The organism is Chryseobacterium sp. WG14, assembly GCF_024586945.1.
Lineage (GTDB): Bacteria > Bacteroidota > Bacteroidia > Flavobacteriales > Weeksellaceae > Chryseobacterium.
Window position 1 is genome coordinate 331,710 of record NZ_JALCZD010000005.1, and the last position, 23,809, is coordinate 355,518.

The 23,809-nt window shown below is 35.9% G+C and carries 17 protein-coding genes; 11 read left to right on the forward strand and 6 right to left on the reverse strand.

All coding sequences use genetic code 11. The features are described 5' to 3' along the window. The first annotated feature begins 60 nt into the window (after positions 1 to 60). From MP478_RS11545 to polA, 8 genes are all read left to right on the forward strand, one after another. Entirely contained in the window at positions 61 to 924 is an 864-nt protein-coding gene (locus MP478_RS11545; RefSeq protein WP_230040878.1) for a lytic transglycosylase domain-containing protein, read from the forward strand. Between the two features lie 529 nt (positions 925 to 1,453). Further along, positions 1,454 to 1,867 carry a type VI secretion system tube protein TssD gene (gene tssD, locus MP478_RS11550; RefSeq protein WP_230040876.1) on the forward strand — a complete coding sequence of 138 codons (414 nt, stop codon included), beginning with the start codon at positions 1,454 to 1,456 and terminating at the stop codon, positions 1,865 to 1,867. A 214-nt stretch (positions 1,868 to 2,081) separates the two neighbouring features. After that, positions 2,082 to 4,253 (forward strand): type VI secretion system Vgr family protein, encoded by a 2,172-nt coding sequence (locus MP478_RS11555; protein WP_257200527.1) that lies wholly within the window; start codon positions 2,082 to 2,084, stop codon positions 4,251 to 4,253. Positions 4,254 to 4,336: 83 nt separating this feature from the next. Then, the gene (locus MP478_RS11560) at positions 4,337 to 5,389 is read left to right on the forward strand and encodes a LysM domain-containing protein (protein WP_257192243.1); all 1,053 of its coding nucleotides are present in this window, start codon (positions 4,337 to 4,339) and stop codon (positions 5,387 to 5,389) included. 25 nt (positions 5,390 to 5,414) lie between these two features. Then, positions 5,415 to 6,395 carry a hypothetical protein gene (locus MP478_RS11565; protein ID WP_257200528.1) on the forward strand — a complete coding sequence of 327 codons (981 nt, stop codon included), beginning with the start codon at positions 5,415 to 5,417 and terminating at the stop codon, positions 6,393 to 6,395. After that, positions 6,392 to 7,663, forward strand: coding sequence for a DUF4280 domain-containing protein (locus MP478_RS11570; RefSeq protein ID WP_257200529.1), 1,272 nt, complete (start codon positions 6,392 to 6,394; stop codon positions 7,661 to 7,663). Before MP478_RS11565 ends, MP478_RS11570 begins: the two co-directional genes overlap by 4 nt. 500 nt (positions 7,664 to 8,163) lie before the next feature. Continuing rightward, positions 8,164 to 8,571 carry a type VI secretion system tube protein TssD gene (gene tssD, locus MP478_RS11575; RefSeq protein WP_257200530.1) on the forward strand — a complete coding sequence of 136 codons (408 nt, stop codon included), beginning with the start codon at positions 8,164 to 8,166 and terminating at the stop codon, positions 8,569 to 8,571. A 597-nt stretch (positions 8,572 to 9,168) separates the two neighbouring features. After that, entirely contained in the window at positions 9,169 to 12,003 is a 2,835-nt protein-coding gene (polA, locus tag MP478_RS11580) for a DNA polymerase I (protein WP_257200531.1), read from the forward strand. Positions 12,004 to 12,060: 57 nt separating this feature from the next. Here the strand turns inward: polA and MP478_RS11585 are convergent, their stop codons facing one another. The 4 genes from MP478_RS11585 to MP478_RS11600 all read right to left on the reverse strand — a co-directional run bounded on the left by MP478_RS11585 (position 12,061) and on the right by MP478_RS11600 (position 14,864). Continuing rightward, positions 12,061 to 12,648: a hypothetical protein gene (locus tag MP478_RS11585; RefSeq protein WP_230040862.1), complete on the reverse strand. Its 588-nt coding sequence runs from the start codon at positions 12,646 to 12,648 to the stop codon at positions 12,061 to 12,063. Between the two features lie 581 nt (positions 12,649 to 13,229). Then, a complete protein-coding gene (locus MP478_RS11590; RefSeq protein WP_257200532.1) occupies positions 13,230 to 13,856 on the reverse strand; it encodes a hypothetical protein in 627 nt (208 codons plus the stop codon). A 26-nt stretch (positions 13,857 to 13,882) separates the two neighbouring features. Continuing rightward, entirely contained in the window at positions 13,883 to 14,281 is a 399-nt protein-coding gene (locus tag MP478_RS11595) for an immunity 22 family protein (RefSeq protein WP_230040859.1), read from the reverse strand. 25 nt (positions 14,282 to 14,306) lie between these two features. Continuing rightward, positions 14,307 to 14,864: a YdeI family protein gene (locus MP478_RS11600; RefSeq protein WP_257200533.1), complete on the reverse strand. Its 558-nt coding sequence runs from the start codon at positions 14,862 to 14,864 to the stop codon at positions 14,307 to 14,309. Between the two features lie 146 nt (positions 14,865 to 15,010). Here MP478_RS11600 and MP478_RS11605 point away from each other — a divergent pair, with 146 nt between their 5' ends. After that, the gene (locus MP478_RS11605) at positions 15,011 to 15,658 is read left to right on the forward strand and encodes an MgtC/SapB family protein (protein ID WP_230040857.1); all 648 of its coding nucleotides are present in this window, start codon (positions 15,011 to 15,013) and stop codon (positions 15,656 to 15,658) included. Positions 15,659 to 15,688: 30 nt separating this feature from the next. Here the strand turns inward: MP478_RS11605 and MP478_RS11610 are convergent, their stop codons facing one another. After that, on the reverse strand, positions 15,689 to 16,177 hold the full coding sequence (locus MP478_RS11610) for a copper resistance protein NlpE (protein WP_257200534.1): 489 nt from the start codon (positions 16,175 to 16,177) through the stop codon (positions 15,689 to 15,691). A 351-nt stretch (positions 16,178 to 16,528) separates the two neighbouring features. Between MP478_RS11610 and MP478_RS11615 the strand changes: the two genes are divergently transcribed. After that, positions 16,529 to 18,667 (forward strand): S46 family peptidase, encoded by a 2,139-nt coding sequence (locus MP478_RS11615; protein WP_257200535.1) that lies wholly within the window; start codon positions 16,529 to 16,531, stop codon positions 18,665 to 18,667. Positions 18,668 to 18,837: 170 nt separating this feature from the next. Beyond that, on the forward strand, positions 18,838 to 19,638 hold the full coding sequence (locus tag MP478_RS11620) for a hypothetical protein (protein ID WP_257200536.1): 801 nt from the start codon (positions 18,838 to 18,840) through the stop codon (positions 19,636 to 19,638). A gap of 47 nt (positions 19,639 to 19,685) precedes the next feature. On the opposite strand, the gene MP478_RS11625 is transcribed toward MP478_RS11620, so the two are convergent. Continuing rightward, positions 19,686 to 22,553, reverse strand: coding sequence for a pitrilysin family protein (locus tag MP478_RS11625; RefSeq protein ID WP_257200537.1), 2,868 nt, complete (start codon positions 22,551 to 22,553; stop codon positions 19,686 to 19,688). Positions 22,554 to 23,809 lie beyond the last annotated feature (1,256 nt).

A 23,809-nucleotide genomic window follows, 5' to 3' on the forward strand; every position in this document is an offset into this window, starting at 1 on the left:
GGCTGACTGGCAAATCTGCTCTTTAGCCTTTTTATTTTTAGCTTTATAAACATATTTAAAATGAAAACTATTGTCAGAAATATCTTTACAGGTTTAATGCTGGTAGGAACCGGTATATTTGTAAACGGACAGTTTTTAACGGCCTCTGATACTTCAGAAAGCAGCGTGAAAAAATATAAAGGAATCATAAATTCCAATAAAGATCTTGTGGAATTTATTGAGCAGTTACTCCTTCAGAAAGGACTTCCCAAACATCTGAGAAACCTGGCCCTGATTGAGTCCCATTTTAACAGAAATATTACCTCAGGTGCCGGAGCAGTAGGAATCTGGCAGCTTATGACAGCACATGCCAATCAATATGGACTTACAGAACAGAACCGTACCGATGTCTATAAAAGTACAAAAACAGCTGTATTATCATTAGGAAACCTTTATAAAAAGTATAACAACTGGGTAACGGTTGTTGCAGCTTATAATTGTGGAGAAGGAAATATAGCAAAAGCAATGCAGGCTGCAGGCTCTTCGCAATATCATGAGTTTTCAAAATACCTTCCCGAAGAGACGATCAACCATGTAAAAAAATACCTGAACGCCTGCTATGCAACAGGAGAACTTCAGAGTGTCCTCAGTAATTATAATGCCTCCAGAATTAACAAAGTCTTTTTTGAAAATGGCGGCAGCAATGTAACAAATGAAGCGCTTTCGGAAACAGAAATCAATGCCGGCTTTAATTTAAAGGTTGTTGCAGATGAACTGGATGTGGAAGTAGATAAAATCCTTGCCTGGAATCCGGGAATAGTAGAAGAATTGCAGAAAAAAGGAGAAAGTCCTTTCTACCTTCCCACAGACCTTATGCCCGATTTTCTTTTGAGGAAAAATAAAATACTTATGCGATCTATAAAAGAAGGTGGAAGTGCCCAGTAACAATTTATAGCAAATATCGAAAAATAAAGAATCTGATTATGATAATAGTCAGATTTTGTATTGTTTTAATTTGATCTCTTTGAAACCTAATCTGTAAAATGGAAATTGAAGAGCCAAATATATGATCAGTAAAAATGGAGCCTGGTAAAAATAGCCTGCAGCCAGTTCACAGCCTTAGAGGTTTTAAAATCTATAAGGTTAAAAAAAATAAACGAATAATATTTTCGAAATTTTTATAATTCAGATCTGTTAAAGCATGCTAAATTATATTAAAAAACCTTAATATTTCTCATTGCTGTGGAAAATGTCTATTTTGATCGATGTTTTTATGTATTTATACATCATTGTATATCATGTTTTTATATATAATTGTTAACTCTATTGTCGTAGAATTACGACATAAAATCGTAGAACTACTACAAAATTTCAGATTTGTATTCAAAAGTTTTTTTTAGAAAAAAAGACCCTCTATATTTGCTATACAATCACCGAATCACAAAATATTATTAACGATTAAAATTTACAAATCATGGCAGAAAGAAATTCAAGAGGAATCTTAAAATTCAACGGAGGCGAAGGACAAAAATTATTAAAAATGAACTACAGCGTATCGAGATCTACCGATGTATCCGGACGTGTAGCATCAGATCCTTCTAATGCCTTAATAAAAGTAACAGTAGAAGCTACTGAAAAGTCTGATATCCTTGAAAGTTTATTGAACGGAAAGTACAAGCCTACTAAAGGAGAAATTACATTCAACAAATCTCACGAAGAAGGAACATTGATTACTTTGAACTGGGAAAACGGATATGTAATTCAGCATGAAGTAGACTTCGATGCTATAGACAGCAACAGTATGTTAATCAGTTTCGTGATAAGCGCAGAAACAATTGATTACGGTACTTCTCAGTACGCAGGACTGTGGCCTTCATCGGGTAAATAAGCCGATATTCATCATCTTAGTAAAAATAAAATTGGTACAGGACAGCGCGCTCGTGAGGGTATGCTGTTCTGTTTTTTCCATTATAAACACTAAGAAGAACATTAGGAATCATTTTTTAGAAAAAAAGAGTATAAGATGTTCTGCTATTTTTGATTCCATGTATGCTGTACAGCAGTAGTTTATTCAATAATTATTTAATTCAAACAAAGACGCTATGTTTCAGGATGATAAATCAATTAAAGTAGAGGGCCAACATACAACAAAGGCAGATGCCGGCAAGTTGAAAAACACAGTAAAGGAAAAAACTATCCAAAAGGCAGAAGGAAAATTAAATAAAGCGGGTGAAGAAGTAAAGAAGGCAGCAAAAGCAGGACAACAAAGCTTAAGCGCTGCACAGGGTGCAGATATGTTTATGAATCAGACCCTGGTTTCTAATAAACCTTCAATCATTGAAAATAAAGTATGGGCAAAACAGCCCACTTCAAAAATACATAATGCTCCAGCCATTGCTGAAAGCTTTATTGCCGGTATCAACCGTGTGGTAAAGCTGGATGTTATTGTTGAAGGGAGGATGATTAAGCATTTCAAACATTTTAAGCTGGTTCAGAGCGCCGCTAAACATCATGAATTCAGCTTAACACTGGCTCATGATACCTTAGGAAATGCGGAAAACCACAATTTAGAAGAAGCCCAGAATTTTTTGGGAAAAAGAATTACAGTAGTCTTTAAATATAAAGATATTGAAAAAGGAGCTGAACGTAACTTTGTAGGAGTCATTACAGAAGTAGGCTTCAGCCAGGAAAAAGGAAGCCTGGGAAATATTGTCCTTAAAGGATATAGTCCTACGGTACTTTTAGATGCTGCACCCCATATCCAGAGTTTTGGGGGAAGTCAGCCTGTCAGCCTGAACAGTATTGCAGATCAGGTAATCAGAGAAGGGCTGGGACAGAACAAATTTGATTTCCGGATAGATGCCCAGCATGGAAACGTTTCCTACAGCTCTCAATATGAAGAGACTCATTATAACTACCTTGCCAGAATAGCTGAAGCCTATGGCGAACAGTTTTATTATGATGGTGAAGTACTGCATTTTGGAAAGCTTCCACCACAGGAGAAACCTGTGAAACTTACCTATGGCAGCAGTGTGAGTGATATTGCTGTCAAAATGAGAGCACAGCATGTCAACCCAACATTTTATGGGTACAACAGCAGCAAAAATGAAAAACTGATTACCGGAAATTCAAAAATAAACCATACTTCAGATATTGCACGGCGTGCTTACGAAATATCAGAAAGAACATTTACAACACCCTCTTTGAGAGTAGCACCTATAAAAGCTACATCCTTTATGGATATCGATGCTTCTCAGAAAGGAACGGCAGGAAGTAAAGCTTCTGAAGTTTTTATTACTTCAGGAACTACCACAGTTCCGTTCTTATATCCGGGATGCCCCGCTGATATTGAAATGCGTAAATCCGGAAGCAATGAAACGTCCTATTTTACCAAGCTGATGATTCTTGAAGTCACTCATGAAGTAGATGCCAGAGGATATTATGACGGTAAATTTGAGGCCATTGCTGCAGATACAGGATTTATCCCCCGCCCGGAATTTGAAACTCCAAGAGCTGAAGCTCAGTTTGCAAAAGTAATTTCCAATACAGATCCCCAAGACCAGGGACGGGTTAAGGTACAGTTTGACTGGCAGAATGGTCCTGATACTACAGAATTCATCCGCGTAATGTCTCCGGATGCCGGAAGCAGTGATAAGGTGAATAAAAACCGGGGCTTTATGTCAATTCCTGAAGTGGGAGACCAGGTGATCATCAATTTTGTACATCAGCATCCTGACCGTCCATTCGTGATGGGAGGAATGTTTCATGGCGGCATCGGCGCAGGAGGTGGAGCTGGAAACAATGTGATGAGCTTTAGCGGAAGAAGCGGAGCCGAACTGAAATATGATAATGGAGCAGGATCAATGAATCTTAAAGACCAGGGCGGAGCCAATATGTTTTTTGATGGAGCGGGAAATGCGGAAACCAATACAAATAACAATAAAACGGTAACCGTAGGAAATGATAATACAAAAACAGTTAAGAATAAAAATACTACCAATGTAGGCTGTAAACATACAACAAACGTAGGAGAAGGTCAAAGCATACTGACAATGGGAAATGATGGTGTAATTGATCTTAAAGGAGCAGAAAAAGTTACTTTAAAAGTTGGAAGTAGCAGCATTGAGATTACAAAAGATCAGATAACGGTGAAAGCTGATACAGTGAACATAGAGGGGGTGAGCATTACCAACGTTGGAAAAGCAAAAGGAAGTCCAGGAATGGTTGTAGATAGCAATGTTACAATCAAAGGTACCCAGGTAGATATAAATTAACGCATATAAATAAGATCTTCAGATAAATATATCGTTGGATCTTATACATATTTTTAACTATAAAATAACCAGAAATCCATTGTATGGAATACAGTACGCATCAGATAAAAAAAGGAGATACATTAGAATCAATAGCAGAAAAATATCAGATGACGGGCAAAGAGCTGCTAGCCTTTCATAATTTATATTCGCCCCTTACCCAGCAATTTTTTGGGGATTACCTGCCTATCCATATTAAGACTGTTATCATCCCTTATCAAAAGAATAAAGAGGAGAAAAAAAATATTGATTATACCGTATTTGAACAAGAAAGCAGATACAGAACTGAGCAACTGAATATAACCAGAATTGAGGATGAGGTAAAAAGTTATTCCCAGCTTAAAAAAGAATATGATGTGAAATTTAATCTGCCACATCACTTGGTACAGGTTAAGCTTTGCGACTTCTTTTATGAGTTTAATCCACCGGCATTGTCACGTGTTTTTGATTTCGTGTCTGAAGTTGATTATATCAGAAATAACTGTTTGGTAGAAATCGATAAGCTGGGGAGGTTTTCCAGACTTGTTGATAAAGATAAATTAAAAGTAAATTGGGACAAATTTAAAAATGAAAGACTCAATGAAATTGAATTTGTAAAAGTTATAAAACAGACCAAGCCGCAGGAATATGTAAAGCTTCTGCAAGAAGGAGATTTTCAGTTTTCTGATAAATATAATGATGAAAAGGACTATAACAGAGATCTTTTTTACCTTACATTATTGGACAAATATCTTTATTGCAGCGAAGAAAATATGGAAAGAGAAGAATACACTTATCAATCTCAGCTTTTTCCTGATGTACTTGTACCTATGACTGTGAGATATGATATTATTAAAAAAGAAGAAGACCTCATTACTATTAGAAAAGTTTGGGAAACAGTGGAATCTGAGGAACTCTTGGAAAAAGTAACCAAAGGATATGAAAAGTATCATCAGCCTCTTATAAAATATAAGTTTTCTGAATATAAGCTGGATTTAAGAAATCTATTCACTTATAATCTGAAGACAAAAACTCTGGAAAAAGCAGAATTGTCAATTATTGAAAATATAGAGAATAATATAAAATCCGAATGCATATTTAATCTGAGAAAGATATAAGGAACATTAATAATTCTAGAAAAAAATGATTTTTATAAAGACTTTAAACAGTGGCAAAAAAATAGGTGTTGTGCTTGCAGCACTATTTATTGTTCTTATATATTCTTATTTTGTACCGGGATGGGAATATCTTGATTTTGTACTTCATACTCCAAGTCTTAAAATAGATAGAACTTTTCTGTATTTTGTACTCTTTGTGTTTTATTTGTTTCACTGTATTGTTCTCTATAAAATTCTGGATTATAGTTTTTCACCAATCGGCAGTATCAGGGAAGTTGATGATCAATCAGTCAGTATTGAGTACAAAAAGAATAATTATACAATATCCAAAAATGAAATAAAAATAGAGAATAATAAAATTCTTCTCCCATTGAAGGCCGAAAAAATTACAGTCTCAAAACATCCTTTTCAAAGCAGTGCAGAAGAATATAATGACTTTTTAATGGATTTACAGAGAGGTAAAACGAGTAAGAGAATAACTAGTGCTGAGCAGATTCCGGTGAGTTCTTTTTTGATTAAAAACCCAAAAATGAAGTTCATTATTTTCTGTGTATCAGGCTTTGCATTTATGCTGCTTTTTAGGAATATAATGGAACCTTTCAAAAATGATATTGGCGTAATTACAAGGACTGGGAATGTGTTTTTAGAGATTTTGGTAACACTTCCTTTCCTATTCTTATATTGTTTTCTGGTATATCTGTACTTTTATTTTACTTCTGGAGTTAAAACTATTGAATTGTCAGCAGATACATTGATTTTTAAAGGTTCCGGGCAAATTATTTTACCGAAAAAAAAGGTAAATGAAGTACATATTGTAGAGAATGCGGGTGATCATAAAGTTTTGCGGATATTGTTTTATACAAAAGATAAAAATACATATTCATTGAATTTTGTGACTCCAAAGATTGTAAATTCTATTAGTGATTATTGGGAGCTCAATGTGTTTTCCCCTGAAATTGCTGTAGGTACAAATAAAAACCAAATAAAGAAAATTTATAAATTATGAGTAGGTATCTTCCTCAGGAAACACATGTAGTCTGTAGCTATCAGATGGATCCCTCCCCGGGAGTTTTGCTTGTAGATTCTAAAATGTGGAATCTTTCTGTTGTCTATAAATCGGAAAAACAACCATTGCTTACAGAAGTAGATATGGTACTAAAGGATGATTTCGAGTGTAAAAGCAATTGGGGAAAAGCTGCTGCATGGTCATTTTTAGTGGCTGGTTTAGCCCTTGGACTTGCTGTAGCGTTTTCAGTTTGTACTTTGGGAGTGGGAGCTGTCGTTCTGGGAGCACTGGCTGTTGCGGCAACAGTGATTATAGCATCAAATAGTACAAAATGTAATCCTAATCTTGTAGAATGGGTTAATCCTCACGCAAGTGTTAAATTCGAAGGACATAAAGCGCTTACCCAAAAATCATTTCTTACCTGTTCTGCCGGCCCGGGAATTCTTACACCATTTTTAGATGAAGGAGAAGCGAACGCTGCTGCGAAAAATGTGGCTTTCAGAAATTGGGGCGAAGTAAGTTTAACAGCTGTAATCAGTGGACTTTTCGGTTACGCTATAGGATTTTCTGGTGGAACAGCCTTCACTGCTACCGGTGGCGGATTAGGGGCAGGCCTTTTTGCAGGAGGAAAAGAAGCTGCAGTAGGAATAGTAGGTGCATATCTTATATTTCAGCCCATTTCCTATTTGGAAGCACAGGGAATGCAGGGAATGTTCAGTAGCGATGACAAAAGTACTGCTTACGATCAGATGCTGGCTTCCCGTAAAGAATTAGAAGGACCCTTTACTGTGGATACACCTGATGATCCATATATAGGGACATCACAAACAAGTGCAGCCGAAAACCTTCTTTATCATTCTTATGACAAGTACAGACAAAAACAGAACGAAAAGTATATCAAAGAAATCATGGAACTGAAAGGTACCCGTGCACAACGTGAGGCGAGAATTGCGGAAATAGTAGCTGAAATGAAGAAAACCAGATCTGGAGCTCAGGCTGTAGAAGCAATGAAGAGAAAAAACAGCGGGAAAATTCTTCCAAGAATAAAAACAAGCAATAAAGGTAATAGAGTAATTAATGAACATAAGGCAGAAACCAACAAAGGCATGAAAGCTGAGACCGCTAAAGGCTTTGGAGGAATAAATGGGGTAGGGCTTATACTTCCCTTACTGGTATCTCCTCTTAATGAATGGACTTTTAATGTATTAGCGGATTCATTTGAAAACCAATCAGGAGGTGGGGTAACAATCAAAGCCGAACAAAATTAACAATAAATATATTTTGTATTTTAGATGAAGCATCAGAATATTTTTTTTGCAATCTTCAATTTAATCATATAGACAAGATTAAAAGGTAGATATTTTTAGTTGGATGGGGTCCTTATATTTAAGAAAGAATTATTAAATAGATAATTGGGTATTCAAACATTCAATTTTAAATATTGTCTTTTATCCAAACCTGTACAAAAAGTACCCGCCAGAATAATTTTAAAAATCAAAATAATAGAGTCTTTATATTAAAATATTTCCCATAAAAGTGTATTAATGTATATGTTATTGCTGTTTTTGAATTATGGATAAAATATTTATTAATAAGCGATTGGGGAGCCATTTAACTCTATTGTCGTAGAATTACGACATAAAATCGTAGAACTACTACAAAATTTCAGATTTCTTATCAAAAGCTTTTTTTTCCATACCAGGGTCTTTATCTTTGCTATATAATTATTGAATAACAATTTATTACTAACGATTAAAATTTACAAATCATGGCAGAAAGAAATTCAAGAGGAATTTTAAAATTCAACGGAGGCGAAGGACAAAAATTATTAAAAATGAACTACAGTGTATCCAGAGCTACTGATGTATCCGGACGTGTAGCATCAGATCCTTCTAACGCATTAATTAAAGTAACAGTAGAAGCAACTGAAAAGTCTGATATCCTTGAAAGTTTATTGAACGGAAAGTATAAGCCTACTAAAGGAGAAATTACATTCAACAAATCTCACGAAGAAGGAACATTAATTACTTTGAACTGGGAAAACGGATATGTAATTCAGCACGAAGTAGATTTCGATGCTATTGACAGCAACAGTATGTTGATCAGTTTCGTAGTAAGTGCTGAAACAATCGACTACGGTACTTCTCAGTATGCAGGATTATGGCCAGGTAAATAAGCCGTAAACCAAACAAAAATAATACAGAACAGTGTACTCTTGGGTATGCTGTTTTGCTTTATTATAACAGTAAAGGGATTTTTTTTAAACTGGGGATAGCTTAGACCTGTCACAATTTTTCCAAGTAAAAAAATGAACCCTGCAGATCATCTGTTTTTTAGAAACAAAAAATTTTATTCTAAAAGCGTTATTTCATTTTAATTAGTGTAATAATACTCAACCTGTTTAAACCAATTAAAAATTGAGTCACAAAAACTGAGTGAAATGCTATAAACACTTTAGTTTATTTTAAGTTTAAACTGATTGAAAATAAAAAGTACACTTAAGCAAAAAATCTTTGATTTTCTTTAAAATTACGTGAGATTATTTTCACAACTTTATTAATGCATAAAGCTGATACCTCAGATAACTAAAGTGTTATAAATCTTATGTGACTTTATGATTTCTGTGCGAGATAAGAGATAGAAGCCAATACCAACAGCTTTTATTGTAAATTTTAAAAACGGAGACCAAAAACTCACATCCCGCATCCCGAACCTCACAACTCATATCTCGAATTTTGCTCCTATTTTCATATATTTGTTCATTATAGACAATATGGACGCAACACAAGATAAAAGGCTATTTCTCATCGATGCTTATGCGATGATTTTCAGAGGATATTACGCACTGATCAGAAATCCGAGACTCACGAGCAAAGGTTTGGATACTTCTGCCATCTTCGGTTTTACAAATTCTTTGATTGAATTGATCAGAAGAGAAAAACCAAGCCATCTGGCCGTAGTTTTTGATGTAGGAAGAGCAAGTGTAAGAACTGATGATTTTGCAGATTATAAAGCTAACAGAAGTGAAACTCCTGAAGCAATCAAAATTGCTGTTCCATACATTCACAGGATTTTGGAGGCGATGCATATTCCTATTTTGGGAGTAGAAGGCTATGAAGCGGATGACGTGATAGGAACTATTGCCTGCAAAGCAGAAAAAGAAGGCTATACCACCTTTATGGTAACACCGGATAAAGATTTTGCACAGCTGGTTACTGATCATATTAAAATTTATAAGCCGGGTTTAAAAGGGGGAGATATAGAAATTCTGGGAGTAGAAGAAGTAAAGGCAAAATATGAAATTGAAGATCCCAAGCAGGTTATCGATTTCCTTGCTATGATGGGAGATGCTGTAGATAATATCCCGGGACTGGAAGGTGTTGGAGAAAAAACAGCAATGAAGTTCCTGAAAGAATTCGGAAATATCGAAACTTTATTGGCAAACACTGATAAACTGAAGGGAAAATTAAAAGAAAAGGTAGAAGCTTCTGCAGAGCGGGGAATTTTGTCTAAAAAGCTGGCCACTATTATTTGTGATGCTCCTGTAGAATTCCATCAGGAACAATATGACCTGGAGACTCCGGATTTTGAAAAAGTAAAGGAGGTTTTTGAAGAAATTGAGTTCCGAAGACTCTATGAAAACCTGTACAGAGCTTTTGCGCCTGCAGCAACAGAAACAGTAGTGGTAAGCGAAATTGAAGTAAAACAAACTCCGGCAGGTACTGAAGTAAAAGGACAGGTGATGCAGCTTGACCTTTTTGCTAATTTCGAAGAACTGGATCAGGCAACCTCCACGAAATCCACCATTGAGCAGAATGACCACCTTTATCAGTTTGTAGATAATCCAAAAGCCCAAAAGGCACTGGTTAATAATTTATTGAAACAACAGGCCGTTTGCTTTGATACAGAGACCACGTCATTAAATGAACTGGAAGCAGAACTGGTAGGAATGAGTTTCTCTTATAAAAAAGGTCTGGCTTATTATATTCCTTTGTCTGAAGATAAAGGAGAAGTCTTGCAAACACTGGAGATTTTCAGACCGTTTTTTGAAAAAGAAGATCTGCTGAAAATTGCTCACAACTTAAAGTTTGATTATAAAATATTAAAACAATACGACATCACCGTTAAAGGGGCTATGTTCGATACCATGATTGCCCATTACCTGCTGAATCCGGATGGAAGGCATGGTATGGATTATCTTTCAGAAGTGTATCTGAACTATAAACCAGTTTCTATTGAAACCATTATCGGAAAAAAAGGTAAAAATCAGGGAACTTTCAGAGATGCTGATCTTAGGACACAAACAGATTACGCTGCAGAAGATGCAGATGTTACCTTCCAGCTGTATGAGCTGTTTGCTCCACAGCTGAAAAAAGAAAATTTAGAAGAGCTTTTCTATACGATTGAAATGCCTCTGATGGAAGTTCTCGCGAAAATGGAACTTTCCGGAATTTCTTTGGATGAAAAGTGGCTGGCACAGGAAAGTATTGATCTTGAAAATGACCTGAAGCAGCTGGAAAGCACCATCTTTAAACTTTCAGGAGAAGAATTCAATATGAATTCACCTAAACAGCTCGGGGAAATTCTTTTTGAGAAAATGCAGCTTGACCCTAAAGCTAAAAAAACAAAAACAGGACAGTATGCTACCTCAGAAGATGTACTTCAAAAGCTGGTTTCAAAACATGAAATCATCAAGCATATCCTGGAATACAGAACCTATCAGAAATTAAAATCCACTTATGTAGACGCTCTTCCTTCACAGATTGAGAAAGAAGATAACAGGGTACATACCAATTTTTCACAGACTACAGCCGCTACAGGCCGTCTGGCAAGTGTGAATCCTAACCTTCAGAATATTCCGATCCGAACATTAAGAGGCCAGCAGATTCGTGGAGCTTTTGTTTCCGGAGAAGGGAAGAAAATCATCTCTGCCGATTATTCACAGATTGAACTTCGTCTTATTGCCGAGATTTCCGGAGAAGATAATATGATCAAAGCTTTCCAGGACGGAGAAGATATTCACGCTTCTACAGCAGCTAAGCTATTTAAAATTCCATTGGAGGAAGTGTCTAAAGTACAGAGAAGCCAGGCAAAAACGGTAAACTTTGGAATCATTTACGGACAGGGAGCTTTTGCTTTGGCAGAACAGACCGGATTGTCCCGTACGGAAGCTAAGCAGATGATAGAGGCCTATTTTGAGACTTATCCAAAACTGAAGAAGTACATGGCAGAACAGGTGAATAAAGCACGTGAAATGGGATATGTAGAAACTATTCTGGGGCGAAAACGCCATTTAAAAGATATCAATTCCAACAATTTTGTTGTAAGAGGACATGCAGAAAGAAATGCCGTTAATGCTCCGGTTCAGGGAAGCGCAGCAGACATTGTAAAAATTGCTATGATCAAAATAGACAGAGAACTTGAAGAACAGCAGTTAAAAACAAAGATGCTCCTTCAGGTACATGACGAATTGGTATTTGAAACCCCTGCAGATGAAGTAGAAGCAGCCTCAAAACTGATAAAAAAAGAAATGGAGAATGCCTTAAAAACACAGGTTCCCTTACTGGTAGAAATTGGTGTCGGAGATAACTGGCTGGAAGCGCATTAATAGACGTTACATTCTAAAAAATAATTAAAAAGGTGAGCCACTATCAGCTCACCTTTTTTAATTATAAGAAGTAATAATTTGGCTTTCGGCAAAATAAAAACAAGACGGATCATAATCATGCCAACAAGCCTGATAATTAGGCCCATCTCCATAATTTGAGGTATTTATGTTATTCGGTCTGCCTCTTATATATACCAGCATATCATAATGCATTCCAATCCAAATCTTATGTTCAGAAATTTTAATGCAGTCTTCTCTTGACCATTCAGGATGTTTTTTATGAATTTTCCCGGCTTTGGTTTTTAAGAATTTTTCATTTTCAATTTTTTGTTGTTGATCTATGCTGTCAATTTTTGCTTTATTTTTAATACTGTCCTCTTTAGAGAATTGGCTAACTGTTTCACTTGTAGAATTAGAATGATCTTTTGTTTCAGAACATGTTTTAATTAAAAATATTATAAACAATATCCCTATAAATAACAAAACAATACCACATCCGTTATTTTGTTTTTTAGGAGTATGAGAAGAGGGAACATCTGAATTTTTTTGTTTTGGATCAGCTTTGATTGAATAACCACATTGAGGACAAAAAACAACAGTGGAATTTATGTATTTTTGACATTGAGGACATTGAGTTAATGACATAATTATAATTTTTTCATGTACAAAAATATTTTGAACATTTGAAAATTATTTACGGTTTGCCGTACTTTGAAAATTAAAGTTTATGTTTTTTATAAACTATCCATCTAGCTTTTATTTCTTTATAATGTAATAGTAAAATGCAGATACATCCAAGAATAATAACCGACAAAGAGGAAAGAGTTAGTGTATAATAAAGTTCTGATTTAAAGTCATAGGTACTCCACGAAGACTCTCTGTCCACAAAAATGCTGTAGTTCCAGAATATCCACAGACTTATTAATAATAGAAACTCAATAGCTACCTTAATGAAAATCTTTTTTACAAAGGAAAATAAAAGGAAAATAGCCGATAAGAATACACTCGTAACAGCAGACATGTAAATAGTATATTCAAAGAGACTGCATTCCAGACAACTACTTGAGGTATGGTCGGAAAACTGTCCCACAGACCAGTAAATCTGCAGACTGGTTATTGCGAAAATAAGAGCTATAGAAATAGAAAGTCTCTGTAAAAAAGGAAATTCTTGGGGCTTTAGAAGAAGCTGTACTTTTCAAAATAAGATGTTTATGAGTCGGATGGCTTTAAGGATGAGAATTTTTCTTCACAGTGTTAATCTCTTTCTGCATTCTGTCTTCCCACCCTTTGCCGTTTCTCCGGTCAAGATAGGGATATACTATTTCTGAATATTTTTCCTGGCCTGTGGTTTCAAAGCCATCAATCACACAACCGGTATTGATATATCTTACTCCATACCTTTTCCGAATACTGTCAATTTTATTGAGCGTTGCAGGGTCATGTAATAATAATGGAAACCCTCCGCCAAATTGTATAGTAACCTGATCATTTTTAATATCCTGGGTAGCCTGTTGGGAATACCTATTTTCTATTGCTGAGACTTTTCTTTGTTTTTCTACCCATCCGTTGATTGATAAATAAATAAAAAATGCCAGAACCGGAAAATTGACTATCGGAAAGATCCTTAAAAATTTAGTTTTGAAACTTAAACCTTTAATATCCAAGCTGCTTATCAGATAAGAAACCAAAGCTGTAACACCGAATATTACAGCCAGGTATTCTAATCTGCATTCTTTACTACTATAGATGAGGTTAAACATGCGCGGATAATTCCCTACATAATATTCAAAAATGTAAACTGCTATGGTAAGCAGGATCAGGATGATAGTAAGAAGTAAGAATTTCCTGTTCATAAGAATGTGAAAACCTCTGTTATAATTTAAACGTCAAATTCAATCTCACCAATATAATACAGTTTGTTGTCATCCTGCTCTACAGAAACAGGGTTAGGAATAACAAATCTGCTGGCAAAGATAATGGCGTTGACCGGAGTATCGAGGCTAAGCTCATTGAGTTTGCTTTCCAGTACAGGAAGCCATTGGTCTGCATACGAATACTCTGAAAACTTTTCATAAATTCCCAGATTTTCATTCTCAAAGCCATACTCTATAAAATCGTCATCAAACCATTTTATATTCTGTGATTCTGCAAATTTTGAAACATATTGGTCATCAGTTTCTTCTTCTATATAAAAATTTTCATCCTCTTCTACAAAGTCATAAAAGTCTTCCTCATTTTTAAAATATCCCAGCCAGAAGTGAGAAGTTTCCTTATCCATAAATTATTTTTTTTGTATTGTAAATTTATTCTAATCTTTTTAATTGTCCACTTTTGTCAATTGCTTTTTCCAATCTTGAAAGCCTTGTCTTTTCCTGTTTTGCACTCATAATCCAATGGATGATTACCCTTTTATAAGAAGGAGGCTGGGCTTCAAAAAAATTCCAGGCAGTTGTATGAGCCATAAACTGGTCTTTATAAACTGGAGCCAGCAGTATATTCTCCTTTTCATGAGAATAAATACCGGATTTTTCTTCTTTTCTAAGTGCAAATACCTGTTGACCTGAAGGGGTCATAAGACCTGCCTTTGAAAGCTCTTCTACCTTTTTGATATTGATAAGACTCCAGATACTCCCGGATTTTCTTGGGGTAAACCGTATAGAATACCTTTCGTGGTCTATGGATTTTCTTACACCATCTATCCAGCCAAAACACAAAGCCTGATCTACAGATTCAGACCAGCTCATAGAAGGTTTCCCACTTCCGGTTTTATAGAATCCTGCTAACAGCTCTTTTTCTTCTGTATGGTGTTTTTCCAACCATTCTCTGAATTCTTCTTTTGTAGCAAAAAAAGTAGCTTCCATACTATAATTGGCTTCCTATTGAGACTGTAATATTACAAAAGTTTTCCGTTAAAAAGGAATTTTTAATATCCGGATAAAGTCTGAATTCAAAAATAGTTCCGTAAATTTTTTTGTCGTAATTTTATTCTACACTTAATTTTTTTTAAATGGAATTTCTTCAGGACCATTATACCGTTAAAAACGAACTTATACTGATTTTTATTTCAGTTATCCTTGGATTGCTGATTGGTGCTGAACGTGAATACCGCAATAAGTCGGCTGGCCTTCGTACATTTATTTTAGTCTGTTTTGGTTCCTGTCTATTCACCATTCTTTCTATTAAAATAGGAGTTGCCAATCCGGACCGCCTTGCAGCCAATATTATTACAGGAATTGGGTTTCTGGGAGCCGGGGTTATTTTTAAAGGCGATAACAAGATCGATGGGATCACCACTGCCACCACAATTTGGGCTACAGCCTCAATAGGAATGGCGGTAGGATCAGGATATGTTTATTTTTCCCTGTTAGGAACAGTGCTTGTTCTCTTGATTTTGAGTTCTCTTACCTATCTTCAGACCTTTATAGACAATTATCATAAGATCAGGGAGTATAAAATATCAGTAGCAGGTTCGGAAGATGTGAAACATTGTGAGGCTATTTTTAAAGAACATCACCTGCAATATATGATGATCAAACAGCAGTATACACAAGGGAATTTATCCGTTACCTGGAGACTTACAGGAAAAAATAACCATCATGAAGAAGTCATCAGTTGCCTGATGGATGATGAGAAAATCATAGCCTATCAGTTTTAATATAAAGCAAAAAAATAAAGGCCTGAGCCTTTATTTTTTCTTGAAGACATATAGATCTTTATTGGGACCGTCAATTTCTTTTCCGTCCATATCCAGCTGGATAAGTATGTTTTCTCCAACCTTATATTTATAGTTGGCTGTTTTACCTTTCAGTGTAATGATGCTTCCTGTGGTATCCCATTCAAAAGATCCTTTATCCTGACTCTTTGAATTTCTTTCAAGATACTCCTCATTGATAATAAATGTTTTGTCGTTATTCAATGTTAAAGAAGTCTTGATACCAGGGCAGTCAGCACACGGAACAACAGCCTCATAAGTACCATTCCAATCCAATGCATTTTCAGAAGTGTCACCCGCAGCAGTAGGAGTGGCCTTTGAAATACTGTCTGTAGGAGTAGGTTGCACACTGGCAGAATCTGTTGTAGAACCTATTGTTTCAGTTGTTGTATCTTTTTTAGAACAAGAAGCAAGAAATAAAGCAGCCCCGATTCCCAGGATAAACATTTTGTTTTTCATCATAATAATTATTTAAATATTGTTAATTTTAAACTGACTGGCATCGAACAAAAACCAAGCCATATAAGGTGGGAGAGTTTGAGAGTTTGAGGGTTTGAGAGTGGGAGAGTAGATGAATGGTCAATTTGCTTCGCTTGTGAATTTTTACGGATACTACATTCACTATTTACTTTGCGGAGCAAAAAATTCACTATTGATATGGTCATATTCAATACCTCAGTTCTATCTCAATTTCAAAAGTCTGTCATCTGAAATTTACTATCTCCATTCTCTAAAAATATCCATTCCAACTTTACACCCGTTTTATGAAGCCTGTTCGTATTTTTCTTCGTAAATTCGGGCAAAATTATGATTATGACAAAAAAGATACTTTTATCCGTATTTCTTTTGCCGGCTGCAATGGCATTTGCACAACAATATGGAGGAATGTGGATTCCTACAGAACTGAATGAGAAGGAAATGAAGGATTTGGGAATGAAGATTTCTGCCAAAGACATTTTCAACCCTCAGAAGCCGAGTATTAAAGATGCAGTAGTACAGTTTAACGGTGGATGTACCGCAGAAATTATTTCGCCTAAAGGACTGTTGCTTACCAATCACCACTGTGGTTATGGGCAGATTCAGGCACATTCTACAGTTCAGAACGACCTGCTTTCAAATGGTTTCTGGGCTAAAAATATGACTGGTGAATTACCTAATCCAGGAGTAAAAGTAGACTTTATTGTAGATATAAAAGAAGTGACATACCAGGTGTTGGAGGGTACAGATAACCTTACAGAACCTGAGCTTACTAAAAAGATCAATAACAATATTGAGGTTTACAAAAACTCTCAGAAAACTGAATCATACCAATCGATCTTAGTAAAGCCAATGTACTATGGAAACAAGTATTACGCTTATACCATCGAGACCTATAAAGATATCCGTCTTGTAGGAGCTCCACCACAAAGTATAGGAAAATTCGGTAGCGATACAGATAACTGGGTTTGGCCAAGACATACCGGAGATTTCTCAATGTTCAGAATCTATGCAGACAAAAACAATAAGCCTGCAGAGTTTTCAAAAGATAACGTTCCTTATATTCCCAAACATTATTTACCGGTTTCTATAAAAGACAAAAACGAAAATGACTTCACTTTTGTATTCGGATTCCCAGGGAAAACTACAGAATATCTTCCTGCAGTAGCTGTAGAGAAGATCATGAAGGATATTGATCCTGCAAGAATTGCTGTACGTGATGTGGCTTTAAAAACATTGGACGAAAAAATGCGTGTCGATAGTGAAACACGTATCAAATATGCTTCAAAATATGCATCAGTAGCCAATTATTGGAAAAAATGGATCGGTGAGGTAGAAGGATTGAAAAAATCCAATGCAGTAGAAAAGAAAGTAATGTATGAAGGTTCTCTTGTCGCTAAAAACCCTGAGATCAAGTCTACTTTAGATCAATTGAATAAATTTTACAATGATCAGGCTCCTTACGCATTAAACAACGCTTATTATACAGAAGTTGTAAAAAATGCTGAAACATTGAAGCTTGCAGGTGACTATTATGACTTTATAACTGCTGTAGAAGCAGGGAGAATGGATGAAAAGGAACTTGCAAAATTAAAAACAAAATTATCCTCTTTCTATAAAGACTACAGTGCAGAACTGGATTCTAAAGTAACGGCTAAATTATTGGCTTTATATGCCAATAAAACAGCACCCCAGTTTTTGCCGGCAGGATTTAATAAATTTAAAGACGAAAATGCAAACATCCCTGTAGTGGAAGAGATGTCTAAAAGCTCTATCATCACAGGAAGAACAGCAGTAAACGGGGCTGCCCTGACTGCTGATATTGAAAAAGGATTCTCTAATCAGGATAAGCTGATTAAAATGTTGAAGAAAGATCCTGTTTATCAATTGTACATTTCTATGAGAGAAACTTACATGAAAACTGCTGATCCGCAATATACTTCACTTCAGGCCAAGATTGATGCTTTGCAGAAGAAGTTTATGGCACAACAGATGGAAACAGATAAAGACAGAAAATTCTTTCCGGATGCCAATTCTACCCTTCGTGTAACATACGGAAAAGTAAAAGGCTCTGCACCAAGAGATGCTGTTTCTTACGGATATCAGACTCACTTAGCCGGAGTAATAGAAAAGTATGTGCCGGGAGATTATGAATTTGATGTTCCTAAAAAACTGATCGATCTTTATAACAAGAAAGATTTTGGAGCCTATAAAGATAAGACCGGAGATGTTCCTGTTGGATTTACTGCAACAAACCATACTACCGGAGGAAATTCTGGAAGCCCTGCGCTGGATGCTAACGGAAATTTAGTAGGCCTTAACTTTGACAGGCAATGGGAGGGTACAATGAGTGATATCAATTATGATCCCCGTTTCAGCAGAAACATCATGGTGGATACAAAATATATACTGTTCATCATTGAAAAATTTGCCGATTCAAAATGGCTTGTTGATGAAATGAAAGTAATCAAATAAAGAATAATGATAAGAACCTATTTAATCAAAAATTAAATAGGTTTTTTTATTTGATAAAGATATCGTAATCTTTAATGCGTAAGGGAAATTTAAGATTTTATGTATAGGTTAATTCTATGGATAAGTGAATTGCAATATATTATATCTATGTAATTTTAAATAAAAATCTTATGAACGGGAGCGATAATAAACTTAAAATGTGTGCTGAATGTGGTACACAATATCCGGAAAGTTATACGGATAATGCCTGTATTATATGTGAAGATGAAAGACAGGCAGTACCCCAAAGTGGGCAATCCTGGATCAGCCACGAGAAACTTTTAGAAGAGCACAGTGTCAAAATAAAAAAAATCAATAATAACCTTTATGAGTTTGTGGTAAACCCTCGGTTTTCTATTGGTCAGCGTGCTCTTTTTGTGATTTCAGAAGATGGAAATATATTGTGGGATTGTATCCCATTACTGGATGAAGGAGTGATAGAATTTATTAAATCAAAAGGAGGATTAAAAGCGATTGCAATTTCCCACCCTCATTATTATTCAATTATGAAAATGTGGGCAGAAGCTTTTAACAGTAAAATCTATATCCATGAAAAAGATAAAGAATGGGTGGTGAATGGTGGAAGATTGGTAGAATACTGGACAGGAGATCATATGAAGCTTTGGAATCAGCTAACACTTCATAATATAGGTGGACATTTTGATGGAAGTTCTATTCTGGAAATTCCCTGGATGAGTGAAAAAGGAACGCTTTTAATTGGAGATACGATGTATTTATCCCCATCCATGAAACATTTTGCTACTATGAGAAGCTATCCGAACAGAATTCCTCTCCCGCAGAATGAAATTAAAAGAATTGAAAAACGATTTGAAGAGCTCAGCTTTGATACAGTTTACGGTTTCTATTCCTATCAAAATGTAGAAAATAATGCCAAAGAAATTGTGAAAGATTCTTTTGCTAAATATCAATAAAAAAGAACGGAGATATTTCCGTTCTTTTATTAAATATAGAAGATGTATTAATGTCCAAAAATATCCTGTAAACTTACTTCTGTAAAAGTTCCCATTTTACTTACGGCTTCCATATTAAGGTTTTCTTTTTTACCGATAATAGCTGTATTAAAATGTACAGGTTTGATCTCTGCCTGATAAAACTGTTTGAGGTCTTCAAACTTCAGCACCTGAATCTGCTCATAGATGTCTTTTCTGAAATCGTGAGTAATATTCAGTTTTTTCAGTCTTAATGTATTGAAAAATATATTAGTCCTTGTAACCCTTGTTGAAGCGATTTGTTTTAAAGCGGCATTCTTTGAATTTTCAAACTGAGAGGGAACTTCCGGAAGCTCACTCATCAAATCATTCATCGTATCTACAGCAATCATCAGTTTATCCGGCTGAGTACCAATATAAGTGGTAATATAATCAGGATGGTTCAGTTCTGAATGGGCACTGTAAGAAACATAAGCAGAATAGGCAAGACTCTTGCTTTCACGGATTTCCTGGAAAACAATGGAGGATAATCCTCTTCCAAAATACTCATTGAAGACATTTACTTTCCCAAAATTGGATGGATTGACAGGATTTCCCTTTCCTGCTTTGCTCATTTCCATCTGAACCATGTCATAATTAATGAAAAATACGTTTCCTCCTGTATTGGGTTCTGGATAAAGCTTCGGTGCCGGAATCTGAAGACTTTCAGCTTCTATATACTTTCCAATATATCCTTTAAAGTTTTCAAAATCTTTTCCATAGAAAAAAATTTCATATGGATATTTGAATAGATTCTTCATTCGGTCAGTAAAAACTTCTGCTTTACTGCTTTCAAGCTCCTCCTTGGAAATAATATCCAAAAACCGGGAAGTACTACCCAGTTTGGTGTAGGTGGTTAAGGCGGTCATAATTCGGTTTTTATCCTTCTTTACAGCCTCACGGTTTTCCAGGATAGTATCCACAAATTGAGTATAAATCTCCTGATCCGGTTTTACTTCATACATCCAGTGCTGCAAAAGGCTGATCCCTTTTTCAATATTTTCCTCCAGTCCGCTTAACGTGATCAGTAACTGATTATTGGTCGTCTTAAAATCATTACTGACCCCTATTTTAAAGAATTCTTTCTTTAAATCTTCAGGAGAAAACCTATGAGTTCCCACATATTGCAGGAATTGAGTTGAAGTTCCCAAATCTCTGTCATTATCACTTCCGAAAGGGAAAATGAAATGTACCTGGGCGATATCATTATGCTTATTTTTAACAAAGCTTAGCTTTTTATCCCGAACGTGATCTGTAGCAATTTCTTTTTGGTAGTCGATAAATTCAGGCTTGATATCTTCAGGCTGGTCAGCCAAAATCTCTTGTAAAAATTCAGATTGGGCATCACGGTTGATTTTAACAGGAGTAATGCCTGGATTTTCTACCCGTACCAATTTATCATTAACCCCTTTTTCTTTATAAACAACAACATAATTGTTTTTGAAGAATGCCTGGGCAAAATGTATCACATCTTCTTTGGTGAAACTGGAATATTCATCCATTTCATTAAGTTCCTGTTCCCAGGTTCTTCCCTTTATATACGTGTCATAAAGAGTCGTGGCCAGGCCTTCTGCCGTTTCAAGGCCCTTCATTCTTTGAAGTTTGAAATCATTAATAATAGCAGGAAGCATCCAATCAGGGAAATCTCCCTTTTTGATCAGTTCAATTTCTTCCAGCACCATTTCCTTCGCTTCATCCAACGCCTGTGTTTCCTTGGGAACAGCTACAATAGAAAAATAGCCATATTGTTTTAATCCTACAGAAAAAGCCTGTGCCCACAACATTTTTTGAGTCTGATTAATATGGAGATCCAATAAACCGGCCTCCCCTCTGTTGCTAAGGATGTTGGCTACAATATCAGCAAGCATGGCTTCCCTTGTACCATAGCTATCCGTTCTCCAGGCCAGCTGAACCCTTGGAGTAGTGGGGCTTTTTACCGTTTTCGTAACAACCTCAGTGATGGGCTTTTCAATAACCGGAGTTTTCTCAGGAAGCTCTCTGTAAGGAATAGTCCCAAAATACTGATCAATTAATTGGATTGTTTCTTCAAAATCAAAATCTCCAACCAATACCATTGCATAATTATTAGGAACATAATATTCATCAAAATATTTATGAATAGCTTCCATAGAAGGGTTTTTTAAATGTTCCGGCTTACCTAGGGTAGTTTGCTGCCCGTTAGGATGGGTAGGAAACAAAGCATCCATCAGTTCATAGTTCACCAGTCTGGAATCATTATCCTGGGCTCTGTTGAATTCTTCGTATACAGATTCCAGCTCCGTATGGAAAAGACGTAATACGATTTCAGAAAACCTTTCCTTCTCTATTTTCAGCCATTTTTCAAGCTCGTTGTTGGGAATATTATTCTTATAAACCGTTTCATCAAACCAGGTATGGGCGTTGGTTCCGCTAGCACCCAAAGACGAAATAGCTTTGTCATACTCATTGGCGATAGCATATTGACTGGCTTCCTGAGAGATCTGATCTATTTTTTTATAGATTTCCTTCTTTTTTTCAGGATCCTGCTCTGCTTTATGGGCTTCATAAAGTGCTGAAATCTGATCAATAAGTTTCTTTTCTTTTTCCCAGTCCTGAGTTCCTATCTTAGAAGTACCTTTAAACATCATATGTTCAAGGTAGTGGGCCAATCCCGTATTGTCTGCCGGATCATTATTGCTTCCCGTTCTTACCGGAATGAAAGTCTGAATTCTTGGTGCATCAAAATTTTGGGCAAGGAAAACCTTTAAACCATTCTTCAGTGTGTAGACTCTTACCTTATTTTCATCGTGGGTTACCGTAGTATATTCGTAGTGGTTCATATCTGTATGAACTGTTTCCGTATATTTCTTGTCAATCATAGATAAACTCATTTCATCCTTTAAATTCAGAATGTACTACAAATGTAAGCAATCAAAAAAAATGTTTCCCCTTTTTTATGACTATTACATCTATTATGATCGTTGAAAAAGTGAATAAGAGTAAAGCATATAGCCAATATAAGTATACAGCAGGGGATAACACACCATATATATCAATAAACTACTATATAAAATATATAACTTCATTTCACTCCAAATCCTCCAACTTTCCACTCCCAAACCCCTCTCGATCTCTAGGTCTCTACATCTCTCGAACTCTCCAGCCCTCCAACTCACCAACTCTCAGACTCTCCAACCCTCGAACTCAAGAGGAGCTTTTTCCCGCTATCCACTCATACTCCTCGCGCATGGCTCCCTGCGCTGTATCCCTCCATTTTCCAAGCTGTGCTGCGGGGTATCCGTTACTATCGGGGCTAGGGTAGGAGTGATACATTACAAAAGAAGCCTGATAAAAAGGTAGTAAGTGAACGGTCAATGGTCAATAGCCAATAGTGAATGATCAATAGCCAGCCGCCAGTAGCCAGCCGCCAATAATAAACCCATTCTTTCCGGAACACCTGTTCAATAGGAAACATATTTTAGCCCGCCCACATAAAACAAACCCCATCCATTGGCTTTAGCCAAAACCAAATCCAGTACCTTCAGATAAGACAACCCGATCATATAAATAATATATAGTAAAAGAACAATACCATATATATGGAATAACTTCCATCACCTATCACCTATCACCTATCACCTATCACCTATCACTCACAACTCATAACTCCTCACTCATAACTCATAACTCCTCAAACATTTGTTTAAAACTTTTCACCTTACGTTCCAGCGTGTTAAGATAAAAAATGAACGTAATATGAATTTATTGTTACATAAACTTGTTTGGTATAGGTAAGTTGGCTTACCTTTGCCGCACTGAAAAACGAAAGAAGATCAGTAAGCGCAGAAGGGCTTTTAGATAAGCATAAAACAGGATACTCGAAAAGAAAATAAGTCTAAAAAAAGGCTTCAAAATTTTTAGAAATAAAAGTTGCGGAAGTAAAAAAGATTTGTATCTTTGCAGTCCCAATACGGGAGCGCAGGAGTATAGGAGATTAAGGGTTATAGAAGGAGTTAAGGTTAATAAATAAACTTTAAATTTTCTTTCGAAAACATTTGGTCATTACGAAATAAAGTTTTACTTTTGCACTCGCAAATATGGAGCGCCACTGACAGAGAGAGTGCTTCATTAAAAA